Raw genomic sequence first — 11051 nt, forward strand, 5'->3', positions numbered from 1 at the left:
ACGGTAATTTGCGGCGTTTTCAGCTGTGCTGCGCAAGCGTTGCCAGAGCAACCGCTCGCGCGCGCCATGCCAGGCTTACCAGATGGTCACGCGCTCCTTGTCGCCGCGCACCATCGCATCGCCGGGCTTGCACTGAAACGCCTGCGCAAACGCCGGCATGTTCGACGGCGCACCGTTGGCGCGGAAATTCGCCGGGGCATGCGGATCGGTATTCAGGCGCACGCGCAATTCGCCATCGGTAAAATTGCGACGCCACACGGTGGCCCAGTTCATGAAGAAGCGCTGGTCCTGCGAATAGCCGTCGATCTCCTTGTTGGCAGCGGGCTGCTCCTGCAATGCCATCTGCAAGGCGTCGTAGGCCACGGTCAGGCCGCCCAGGTCGCCGATATTTTCGCCCAGGGTGAGCTTGCCTTTGACATGCACACCCTCGATCGCTTCATAGCCGTCGAACTGCGCCACCAGCTGGTCGGTGCGCTCGGTGAACAGCTTGCGGTCCGCATCGGTCCACCAGGTATCGAAGTTGCCCTTGGCATCGAACTGGCTGCCGGAATCGTCGTAGCCATGCATCATTTCGTGCCCGATCACCGCGCCGATACCGCCGTAATTGAGCGCCGGGTCGGCCTTGGGGTCGAAGAACGGCGGCTGCAGGATCGCCGCCGGAAACACGATCTCGTTGCGCGTCGCGTTGTAGTACGCATTCACCGTCTGCGGCGTCATGTGCCACTCGCGCTTGTCGACCGGCTTGCCGATCTTGTCCAGCATGTAGCGATAATTGAACGCCTGCGCGGCCTGCATGTTGGCAAGGAATCCATCGCCACGCGTTTCCAGGCCAGACCAATCGCGCCACTGGTCCGGGTAGCCGATCTTGGGAGTGAAGCTGGCCCACTTTTCCAGGGCGCGCTGCTTGGTTTCAGCGCTCATCCATTCCAACTTTTCCAGCCGCGCCTTGAGCGCCGCCGACAGGTTCTGCACCAGCTGCTGCATCTGCTCTTTCGATTCGGCGGGAAATGCGGATTGCACGTACAGCTGGCCCAGCGCCTCGCCCATCGCCTCGTTGACGGCGTTCAAGGTGCGCTTCCAGCGCGGCAGCATGTCTTTCTGGCCACGCAGCGTCTTGGCGTAAAAGTCGAAGTTGGCCTGCTCGAAGGGCTTGGCCAGATACGGCGCCGCCTCGTCCACGCTATGGAAGCGCAGATACGCCTTCCAGGTATCGACCGGCGTGTCGGCCAGCATCGCATCGAGCTCGGCGAAATAACCCGGCTGGCTCAGCGAGAACGTGCCGGCCGGGACCTTGAGCGCGCTGAAAAATGCCTGCCAGTCGAAGTGCGGCGTCACCGCGTTGGCACCGGCCACATCGACCGGGTTGTAGCGTTTGGCAGGGTCGCGCAATTCGATGCGCGACAGCGACGCGGCCGCCAGCCGCGTTTCGAACGCCATCACCGCCTTGGCCTGGGTGGCCGCCTGCGCCGCAGCAATCCCGGACAGTTCCAGCACACGCGCAATGTAGGCCACGTACTGTTCGCGGATCCTGGCCTGCGCCGGATCGGTGTAATAGCCCTTTTCGGGCAAACCCAAACCGCCCTGCCCTGCGTAGGCGATCATCTGCTCGGAATTTTTATAGTCGGCATTGGCGCCGAACGAAAACACAAAGCCCTGGCCTTGCGCATAGCTGTTGCGCAACCACGCGGCGATGGCCGGCGCATCGGTCAGCGCATCGATCGCTTTCAACTGCGGCTGCAGCGGGGTGATGCCGGCGGTGTCGATCGCCGCTTCGTCCGAACCGGTGCGCCACAGGTCGGCGATCTTGGCATCCACCGAGCCGGCCGACAGATTGCCGCGTGCCAGTTGCTCCACCAAGGCGTGCTGGATGGTCAGCGAACGCTCGGCCAGCACTTCGAAACTGCCCCAGCTGGTGCGATCGGACGGCACCGGGTTGGCCTTGAGCCACTTGGCGTTGACGAAGCCGTTGAGGTCCTGGCATGCATTGATGGCAGGATCCAGATCGCCGCTGCCGAACGCCACGATCGGCGCATCGAGCTTGGACACATCGACCTTGGTCGGCGCAGCCTGCGGGGCGGTGGGCGCCCCCTTGGCAGTGTCGTCGGAGGCGCCGCATGCAGACAACGCGACCACGATGGCCACCGCAAGCGATAGCGGGGCGAACTTGCTCAACTTCATTGAATTCTCCAAGGCATGACCGCGCATGCGCGGTCGAAAAAAGTCGGCAGCCCGTCGGGAGCCGCCAGCGAAGAGCAGCGCATCAAGCGGCGCTCGCTCCTTCGTCAGTCGCTCTGCAACCGGCCACACCAGATCACTGCAGCGGCACCGCAACGCTCTAGCGTCCGTTGCCGCGCTTTATCGAAACGTCATTGCAACGACAGGCCGCTGGCGCGTCTGCCACGGACGCTGCGACCGTCTCACCCAATACCTGCATCCCGGGCACAACGCGCGCCATCGCATGCAGTCACCGGCGCGCGTAGAACGGCGCCATCACCACGTACACCGGATACGCCACCACCATCAGCACCAGGGCGACCTCATGCCCGGACGCCGCATCGGCCCACGCTTCCATCTGCCGTACCGGTCCGAACAGACCCATCGCCAGCAACACCACACCGAGCATGCAGATCAGCAAGGCCAGTGCCAGCCCGGGGCCGGAGATGCTGGCGCCGGTCAACACCGCAACTGCACCGCTTCCACCGGCCAACAACATCCCAACGGTCACCAGATACGCGCGACAGTAAGTGGCAGTCATCTGCTGGGTTCTACGTTTGCCGGACATCATGTCTCGCCTGCACCAACGCGGCGCGTGCGCGATTCACGCCCACACACCGCTTCCATTCACCACGGCGCGCAGCCTCTTGGGGCGGCGTGCCACACAAGACGAGCGCTGCGCGCAACGCACGCCGCGCTTCAACCGCCAGCGGCGCTTACTTCGCCTTGCCCTGGTTGGCCACTGCTTCGGCCGCGCGCTTGGCCGCTTCCGGGTCGCCCAGGTAACGGAAGTTACGTACCTGCAGGTTGTCGTCCAGTTCGAACAGCAGCGGGATGCCGGTGGGAATGTTGAGCTCCAGGATCTGCTCGTTGGAGACCTCGTTGAGGTACTTGTACAGCGCACGCAGCGAGTTGCCGTGCGCGGTCACCAGCACGGTCTGCCCGGCCTTCAACTGCGGGGCAATCGCGTCGTGCCAATACGGCAGCACACGCACCAGCGTGGTTGCCAACGATTCGGTTCCCGGCAACGCATTGCGGTCGAGCGTGGCGTAGCGACGGTCGTGACACGGATGGCCCGGGTCGTTGACGTCCATCGCCGGCGGCGGGATGTCGTACGAGCGGCGCCAGATCTTGACCTGCTCCTCGCCATGCCTGGCTGCGGTTTCGGCCTTGTCCAGGCCTTGCAGGCCGCCGTAGTGGCGCTCGTTCAGACGCCAGCTCTTGGACACCGGCAACCAATCCTGGTCGAGTTCCTTCAACGCGCCCTGCAACGTGTGGATGGCGCGCTTGAGTACCGATGTGTGGGCAACATCGAACTGCAGCCCTTCGTCCTTCATCAGCTTGCCGGCCGCCGCAGCTTCCTGGCGGCCCTGCTCGGTGAGTTCCACATCCACCCAGCCGGTGAAACGGTTGTCCAGGTTCCATTGGCTCTGGCCATGGCGCAGCAGTACGAGTTTGCGGGTCACTACGGTTCTCCGATTGGGGGCCGATCAGCCTGCGATTGTAGCGGCAGCCAGCGCATCGCTGGCGTGCACGATCTGCCCACGTGCGGGGCGCGATGCTGCGGCCATGTCCAGCATCGCTCCGGTATTCGCCGATTGGGACGGCAGCGCCGCACAGGCGCGACAGTTGCAGCAGCAACTGGCACACCGCGTGGTATTGCAAGACCAAGTCGCCGCAGCGCCGCAACTGCTGGCCGGTTTCGATGTGGGCTTCGAAGACGATGGCCAGACCACACGTGCCGCCGCCGTGCTGCTGGATGCAGCGACCTTGCTCGCGTTGGAAGCGCATGTGGCGCGCGTGCCCACCTCGATGCCATACGTACCGGGCCTGCTCAGTTTCCGCGAATTGCCGGCGTTGCTGCAGGCATTGGCGTTGCTGTCGCGCGCACCGGATCTGGTCTTCATCGACGGCCAGGGCATCGCGCATCCACGCAAGCTCGGCATCGCGGCGCACTTCGGCGTGGTGACAGGCCTGCCGTGCATCGGCATCGCCAAGCAACGCCTGGCCGGCAGCTTCGCCGAGCCCGGCCCCGAACGCGGCGACCACACTCCCATCCTGCTGGGTGGCATGCAGATCGGCTGGGCATTGCGCAGCAAACCGCGCTGCAATCCGTTGATCGTCTCGCCCGGGCATCGCATGTCGATGCAGGGCGCACTCGACTGGACCCTGCGCACCTTGCGCGCGTACCGCCTGCCCGAACCCACGCGCCTGGCCGACCGGCTCGCCTCGCGCCGTGGCGCGGTCGATGTCCCCACCCAAACAAATTTGCTGTAGCCAGCCAGATGCGCCACCACGGCGCGTTCGTTCGCACGCCGCGCACAGAACATTGCGTCGCCGCCAGACACGCGCACGCAGCGCCTGGCGCATGCCAAGCTCTGGCTCCGCGTCCGTCACGAGCCGCCGCCATGACCATCTTGATCGCCCCGCGCGTGCATGACATCGGCGGACTGCAAGTACGTCGCGCGGTGCCCACTCTGCAGGCGCGCAGTGTGGGCCCGTTCGTGTTCGTCGACCATATGGGCCCGGCCGTGCTGGAGCCGGAGCACGGCATCGACGTGCGCCCGCACCCGCACATCGGCCTGGCGACTGTGACGTTTCTGTGGGCAGGCGAGATCGGCCACCGCGACACGCTGGGCTCGGATCAGGTAATTCGCCCCGGCGACGTCAACTGGATGACCGCCGGCCGCGGCATCGCCCATTCCGAGCGCACGCCCGGCCCGGCGCGAGCGCGCGAACATGCGTTGCACGGCATGCAGACCTGGATTGCCTTGCCACGTTCGGCCGAGGAAACCGCGCCGGCGTTTCACCACCACGCTGCGGCGAGCCTGCCGCAGCGGCACCGCGACGGCGTCTGGCTGCGCGTGATCGCCGGCCGCGCCTATGGCGAGGAATCGCCGGTGCAGGTGTTCAGCGGCACGCTCAATGTGGCGCTGGATCTGGCGCCCGATGCCGAGCTGGATCTGGACACCGGCCACGCCGAGCGCGCCCTGTACATCCTGGAAGGCGAAGCGCAGCTGGATGGCGCCGATGTGCCGGCACGCCACCTGATCGTGCCCTCGCCCGGCGCCCGCGGCCGCCTGCGCGCCAAGACCCCGCTCAAGGCGATGCTGCTCGGCGGCGAGCCGCTGGATGGGCCACGCCATCTGTGGTGGAACTTCGTTTCCAGCTCCAAGGAACGCATCGAGCAGGCCAAGGACGACTGGCAGGCCGGCCGCTTCGGCAGCATCCCCGGCGACGACAAGGAGTTCATTCCGCTGCCTGAAACCCCGGCGCCGAAGCCGGTTGATTACCCTTGAAACCGTGCGCGCCGCATGCGTGCGGGCAAGCCCGGTCACCAGGTCTCGTAACGGAAGTGCCACGCCGCACATGCCATGCCACTGTCGCTTGCGACATCGCTTGAGCTGATTCGCAAGACTGTGGTAGTGATGGACGTGTAGACGGAGCGCGTTGCGTGGACGGCAGGTTTTGAGCGGGGAGCTTGAGGCACTGCTGCGGCACCAGATCGGCGCGCCCGCATCGTCATCCAATGCCGGGGAATCGTGTATGAAGTCTGCCTTCTGCCTTGTCGGCCTGAGCTTGCTGCTGGCCGCTGCCACCGCCCATGCCCAGACCTCGCCGGTCTGCCCGCCACTGCCGCCGGCGTCCAACCTGCAGTGGAACGAGCTTGCAGGTGCCGATTACCTGGTCTGCAAGGCAGTGACCGCCGATGGACGGCAAGTCGTCGGGGTGATGCTCACCACCCGCGACCCGGCCATGACGCTGGCACGCGACCGCCGTGCCGAAAAGGGCCAGATCCAGCAGGAAGATTTCTACTGGTACAAGCTCGATCTGGGCGGCCGCGACATGCCGGGCATGGAATCGCGCCGCGTCACCGTGGTCGAACTGGGCAAAAAACGCTACGCGCAGCTGTGGATCGACGGCGCCAGCACCGAAGAGCTCGCCTCGATGCAATCGATGGTGCAGAACATGGATCTGCAGCCCGCCAGCCTGGCGCTGCAGCGCTGACGCAGCACATGGTGCAGCACTGCTGGCTGTCGATATAGCGCCCCTGCAGCGCGCCGGGTGGCCCGGTACGCTGCAGATCGCATCTGGCAGCACGGTTGCGGCCGGCCGTGCCGCTGCGGATCACCGTCACCTGCTCGCATGTCTGCGCCAGCGTCATGCAGACGTCAGCGCCAGCGAAGATGCTTTTTCTCTAACGTTGAGCCCGGGCATCGCGACTGGGCTCTAGCAGCCAGCGTAGCGATCGCTCGTTCCGATTCCGATCGCATCATCCGTCCACTCGGCGACAACGGCAGCGTTTGTCAGCCTCCCGGAATCGCCGTGCCGCCGGTGCCGCTTGCGGCCTGCAACTGGCTCTCGATGCGCACCTCGCCCGTCAGCAGGCGATGGATCGGGCAGTTGTCGGCCACCTCCATCAAGCGTGTGCGCTGTGCGTCATCCAGCGCACCGTCGAGCACGATTTCGCGGGTGATCGCCGTGCCGGCGGCACCGCGCTGGGTGTAGTGCAGATGCACGTGCACCGCCGTCAGCGGCCACTGGCTTGCGCGCGGCCACCATCGACACCGTGATGGCCGTGCACGCACCCAGCGCACCCAACACCTGCGCTTCGGGGTCCGGCCCGGCGTCGGCGCCGCCGTTGGCCGGCTGCGTGTCGCCGCTCCAGGTGTGCTGCCCATCGTGGATGCTGACGGTGTACGGCACCGCGCCGGTGCTGACGCTGACAGGCCGGTCACTCATTGCGCGCTCCCACTGTCGTGCAGCCGCGCCGGTTCAAAACCGGCCTTCCTGGAAATCGACGAACGCCTGCATCAATTCCTGCTTGGTGTTCATCACGAACGGGCCATGCCGCATCACCGGCTCGTTGAGCGGGCGGCCTGCGACCAGGATCAGTTGCGCACCATCGGCACCGGCGCGCACATGCAGGCGCTCGCCGCCACCGAGGACCGCCAGTTCCTGCGCCGGCAACGCGCGCGCTGCATCGCCCTCGCCCACTGTCAGTGCGCCTTCGAAGGCATACGCAAACGCGTTGTGACCGCCGGGCAGCAGGTAATCCCACTCCACGTTCGGCTCCAAGGCGATATCCAGATACACCGGGCTGGTCGCGGGCTGCACGATCGGGCCGACGACATCGCCCACCGCCCCGGCAATCACCTTGACCGTGACACCGGGCGCCGGATGCGCCACCGGAATGTGGTCCGGCGCGTATTCCTGGTACTTGGGGTCGCTCATCTTGTCGCGCGTCGGCAGGTTCACCCAGAGCTGAAACCCGCGCATGCGCCCGGATTCCTGCTCGGGCATTTCCGAGTGGATCAGGCCGCGTCCCGCCGTCATCCACTGCACGCTGCCCGGGGTCAGCAGGCCTTCGTTGCCGTGGTTGTCCTTGTGCCGCATGCGCCCGTCGAGCATGTAGGTCACCGTCTCGAAGCCGCGATGCGGGTGGCTGGGAAAACCGCCGATATAGTCTTCGGCCTTTTCGGTACCGAACTCGTCCAGCATCAGAAACGGGTCCAGCTCCGGCAGCTGCTGGGTGCCGATCACGCGGGTGAGCTTGACGCCTGCGCCGTCGGAGGTCGGCAGGCCGCGGATGGTGCGCAGCACATGCGCCGCTGTGGTGGTCGTGGTGCTCATTGCTTGTCCCTGTGCGCTGTGGCCTAGCGCCAATGATGGGTGCAGGTACCGCGCTGCCCAACCGCGACCATTGCAACCGATCGTTCCAAACGCCGGCCTTCGGCTGGCGACTAGCGACTAGCGCATCTGTCGCGCCACGACCCTACGACCAAAGTTTTACCCCGCTGCGGAGCGCTGCCATTGACCGCAGCCCGGCACGGGGTGACCCTTGAGTGAATCGTTCCTGAGGGGCATGCATGAAAGGGTTCTCGAAGCTGGCCTGGGGCGCGCTCGCGCTGCTGGCCGCGTTCTGTCTGGGTACCGTGGCGCTAAGGCGCGGCGAACAGATCAACGCGTTGTGGATCGTGGTGGCCGCCGTCTCGATCTATCTGATCGCCTACCGGTTCTACAGCCTGTTCATCGCCGACAAGGTGATGCAGCTGGACATCACCCGCGCCACCCCGGCGGTCGCCAATAACGACGGCCTGGATTACGTGCCCACCAACAAGCACGTGCTGTTCGGGCATCACTTCGCCGCCATTGCCGGCGCCGGGCCATTGGTGGGCCCGGTGCTTGCCGCGCAGATGGGCTACCTGCCCGGGCTGCTGTGGCTGGTGGTGGGCGTGGTGTTTGCCGGTGCGGTGCAGGACTTCGTGGTGCTGTTCCTGTCCAGCCGCCGCAACGGCCGCTCGCTGGGCGATCTGGTACGCGAAGAGATGGGCCAGGTGCCCGGCACCATCGCCTTGTTTGGCGCCTTCCTGATCATGATCATCATCCTGGCGGTGCTGGCGATGGTGGTGGTCAAGGCACTGGCCGAAAGCCCGTGGGGCATGTTCACCGTCATCGCCACGATGCCCATCGCGCTGATGATGGGCGTGTACATGCGCTACATCCGCGTCGGCAAGATCGGCGAGATCTCGGTGGTCGGGTTGATCCTGCTGCTGGGCGCGATCTGGCTGGGCGGCAAGGTCGCCGCCGACCCGACGTGGGGCCCGGCCTTCACCTTCACTGCCAAGCAGATCACCTGGATGCTGATCGGCTACGGCTTCGTGGCCTCGGTGTTGCCGGTGTGGCTGCTGCTGGCACCGCGCGATTACCTGTCCACCTTCCTCAAGATCGGCACGATCCTGGCGCTGGCCATCGGCATTCTTGTGGTGATGCCGGACCTCAAGATGCCGGCGCTGACCCAGTTCGCCTCCACCGGCGACGGCCCGGTGTGGAAGGGCGGCATCTTCCCGTTCCTGTTCATCACGATTGCATGCGGCGCAGTGTCCGGCTTCCATGCCCTGATCGCCTCCGGCACCACGCCCAAGCTGCTCGCCAATGAAGGCCACATGCGCTACATCGGCTACGGCGGCATGTTGATGGAATCGTTCGTGGCCATCATGGCGCTGGTGGCCGCCTCGATCATCGAGCCGGGTATCTACTTCGCCATGAACAGCCCTGCCTCGCTGGTCGGCACCGACACCGTGGCGGTCGCGGCCAAGGTGTCCGAATGGGGCTTTGCCATTACCCCCGAAGTGTTGGAAGCCACCGCGCGCGATATCGGCGAGCACAGCATCCTGGCGCGCGCCGGCGGTGCACCCACGCTGGCCGTGGGTATCGCGCAGATCCTGCATCAGCTGCTGCCCGGCGAAGACACCATGGCGTTCTGGTACCACTTCGCCATCCTGTTCGAAGCCTTGTTCATCCTCACCGCGGTGGATGCCGGTACCCGCGCCGGCCGCTTCATGCTGCAGGACCTGCTGGGCAACTTCATCCCGGCGCTGAAGAAGACCGAATCGTGGACCGCCAACATCATCGCCACCGCCGGGTGCGTGGCACTGTGGGGCTATCTGCTCTACACCGGGGTGATCGATCCGTTCGGCGGCATCCAGACCTTGTGGCCGTTGTTCGGCATCTCCAACCAGATGCTGGCAGGCATCGCGCTGATGCTGGGCACGGTGGTGCTGTTCAAGATGAAGCGCGACCGCTACGCCTGGGTCACCATCGTGCCGGCGCTGTGGCTGTTGCTGTGCACGACCTACGCGGGGCTGATCAAGATCTTCGACAGCAACCCGGCGCAGGGCTTCCTGGCGCAGGCGCACAAGTTCCAGGACGCCATCGCCAGCAACACCATCACCGCACCGGCAAAAACGGTGCCGCAGATGCAGCAGATCGTCACCAACGCTTACGTCAACACCGGGCTGACGGTGCTATTTCTGTTCGTGGTGGGTTCGATCCTGATCTATTCGATCAAGACGATCGTGGTGGCACGCCGTAACCCGCAGCGTAGCGACCGCGAAACTCCGTACGTGGCGTTGCAGCCGCACCAGATGGCAGACCTGTAATGGGCACGCAACTTGTCCTGGCCAGTCAATATCAGGTGCATCGCCGCATCTGGCGACGCCTGATCCAGACCGCGCGGTTGTGCTGCGGCATCCCCGATTACGACAACTACGTGCGCCACATGCTGGAAAAACATCCGGACAAGCCGGTGATGGACTACCCCACCTTCTTCCGCGAACGCCAGGACGCGCGGTATGGCGGCAAGAGTGGGTTTCGTTGTTGTTGATTTGGTGATCGGTTGATCGGTTGATCGGTTGATCGAGAAGTTGAAAACGCAACAGGGCGCGATGCGAATCGCGCCCTGTTGTTTTGATGTAGATGCGACAGCGCTTATTTTCGGCGCGATCAGGCAATACGGCAGGTCGATTGCAGAGCGGCTGATCTGGAGCTTGGGTGCAGGGCCCTTGCCCGCCCACTATCGCAGGACACGCCGTGAATCCGTCCCTGGAGGCTCTGGCGCGGCATCCATGCCGCTCAAGGTCCCGCGACGGTGAGCGGGCAAGGACCAGTCACGATGGTCGGTGCGTTTTCAACAAGCAACCAGCAAGCTAGCAACTCGGCGTCACGCTCTTCAACAAACCACCAGCCGACCGCTTGGTGCAGTGATTTCTTTCTTCAATAACGCTACCGGTGAACTATCTGGTGCGGTGTCCTTACCGATTGCGGGACCGTTGGCGGCATGGATGCCGCCACCGAGCCCCCATAGTGAAGTGACCCCCGGAAGTTGGACACCCCGTCCAACTCCGAGGATTTCATGAATCGATATGATGCACGCTTCAAACTTCAGGTCGCCAAGGAGGCCTGCAAGACCTCAATCTCGCTCAAGGCGGTGGCCCGCAGTTATGGTCTGGATTTCTCTACGGTCAGGCGTTGGGCAGCGACCTACCGGCTACATG

10 protein-coding genes and 1 pseudogene are annotated in these 11051 nt (G+C 64.9%); 6 read left to right on the forward strand and 5 right to left on the reverse strand.

The features are described from left to right. Positions 1–75 precede the first annotated feature (75 nt). From A7D16_RS05710 to gpmA, 3 genes are all read right to left on the reverse strand, one after another. Positions 76–2178 carry a M13 family metallopeptidase gene (locus tag A7D16_RS05710; RefSeq protein ID WP_064630672.1) on the reverse strand — a complete coding sequence of 701 codons (2103 nt, stop codon included), beginning with the start codon at positions 2176–2178 and terminating at the stop codon, positions 76–78. A 286-nt stretch (positions 2179–2464) separates the two neighbouring features. Continuing rightward, on the reverse strand, positions 2465–2782 hold the full coding sequence (locus tag A7D16_RS05715) for a hypothetical protein (RefSeq protein ID WP_064630699.1): 318 nt from the start codon (positions 2780–2782) through the stop codon (positions 2465–2467). A 148-nt stretch (positions 2783–2930) separates the two neighbouring features. Then, positions 2931–3680 carry a 2,3-diphosphoglycerate-dependent phosphoglycerate mutase gene (gene gpmA, locus A7D16_RS05720; RefSeq protein ID WP_064630674.1) on the reverse strand — a complete coding sequence of 250 codons (750 nt, stop codon included), beginning with the start codon at positions 3678–3680 and terminating at the stop codon, positions 2931–2933. Between the two features lie 103 nt (positions 3681–3783). Here gpmA and nfi point away from each other — a divergent pair, with 103 nt between their 5' ends. From nfi to A7D16_RS05735, 3 genes are all read left to right on the forward strand, one after another. Next, complete coding sequence (nfi, locus tag A7D16_RS05725) at positions 3784–4491, forward strand: deoxyribonuclease V (RefSeq protein ID WP_064630676.1); 708 nt, start codon at positions 3784–3786, stop codon at positions 4489–4491. 131 nt (positions 4492–4622) lie between these two features. After that, complete coding sequence (locus tag A7D16_RS05730; RefSeq protein ID WP_064630678.1) at positions 4623–5513, forward strand: pirin family protein; 891 nt, start codon at positions 4623–4625, stop codon at positions 5511–5513. Between the two features lie 247 nt (positions 5514–5760). Beyond that, positions 5761–6222, forward strand: coding sequence for a hypothetical protein (locus A7D16_RS05735; protein ID WP_064630680.1), 462 nt, complete (start codon positions 5761–5763; stop codon positions 6220–6222). 299 nt (positions 6223–6521) lie between these two features. On the opposite strand, the pseudogene A7D16_RS05740 reads toward A7D16_RS05735, so the two are convergent. Beyond that, positions 6522–6957 (reverse strand): annotated as a pseudogene (locus tag A7D16_RS05740) (OsmC family protein). 33 nt (positions 6958–6990) lie between these two features. Next, positions 6991–7848: a pirin family protein gene (locus A7D16_RS05745; protein WP_064630682.1), complete on the reverse strand. Its 858-nt coding sequence runs from the start codon at positions 7846–7848 to the stop codon at positions 6991–6993. A gap of 236 nt (positions 7849–8084) precedes the next feature. Here A7D16_RS05745 and A7D16_RS05750 point away from each other — a divergent pair, with 236 nt between their 5' ends. The 3 genes from A7D16_RS05750 to A7D16_RS21305 all read left to right on the forward strand — a co-directional run. After that, positions 8085–10157, forward strand: a complete 2073-nt coding sequence (locus A7D16_RS05750) for a carbon starvation CstA family protein (protein WP_064630684.1) — start codon at positions 8085–8087, stop codon at positions 10155–10157. Continuing rightward, entirely contained in the window at positions 10157–10381 is a 225-nt protein-coding gene (locus A7D16_RS05755; protein ID WP_016904074.1) for a YbdD/YjiX family protein, read from the forward strand. The genes A7D16_RS05750 and A7D16_RS05755 overlap by 1 nt, the downstream gene beginning before the upstream one ends. Before the next feature lie 528 nt (positions 10382–10909). Continuing rightward, positions 10910–11051, forward strand: a 142-nt coding sequence (locus tag A7D16_RS21305) for a transposase (protein WP_147308512.1), incomplete at its 3' end; no start/stop codon positions are given.

This window comes from Xanthomonas nasturtii, from assembly GCF_001660815.1.
Lineage (GTDB): Bacteria > Pseudomonadota > Gammaproteobacteria > Xanthomonadales > Xanthomonadaceae > Xanthomonas > Xanthomonas nasturtii.

Bases quoted from the DNA above. Each gene is read 5' to 3' on its own strand.
- A7D16_RS05710 (WP_064630672.1), bottom strand. From the start codon at position 2,178: ATGAAGTTGAGCAAGTTCGCCCCGCTATCGCTTGCGGTGGCCATCGTG.
- A7D16_RS05715 (WP_064630699.1), bottom strand. From the start codon at position 2,782: ATGTCCGGCAAACGTAGAACCCAGCAGATGACTGCCACTTACTGTCGC.
- nfi (WP_064630676.1), top strand. From the start codon at position 3,784: ATGTCCAGCATCGCTCCGGTATTCGCCGATTGGGACGGCAGCGCCGCA.
- A7D16_RS05730 (WP_064630678.1), top strand. From the start codon at position 4,623: ATGACCATCTTGATCGCCCCGCGCGTGCATGACATCGGCGGACTGCAA.
- A7D16_RS05735 (WP_064630680.1), top strand. From the start codon at position 5,761: ATGAAGTCTGCCTTCTGCCTTGTCGGCCTGAGCTTGCTGCTGGCCGCT.
- A7D16_RS05745 (WP_064630682.1), bottom strand. From the start codon at position 7,848: ATGAGCACCACGACCACCACAGCGGCGCATGTGCTGCGCACCATCCGC.
- A7D16_RS05750 (WP_064630684.1), top strand. From the start codon at position 8,085: ATGAAAGGGTTCTCGAAGCTGGCCTGGGGCGCGCTCGCGCTGCTGGCC.
- A7D16_RS05755 (WP_016904074.1), top strand. From the start codon at position 10,157: ATGGGCACGCAACTTGTCCTGGCCAGTCAATATCAGGTGCATCGCCGC.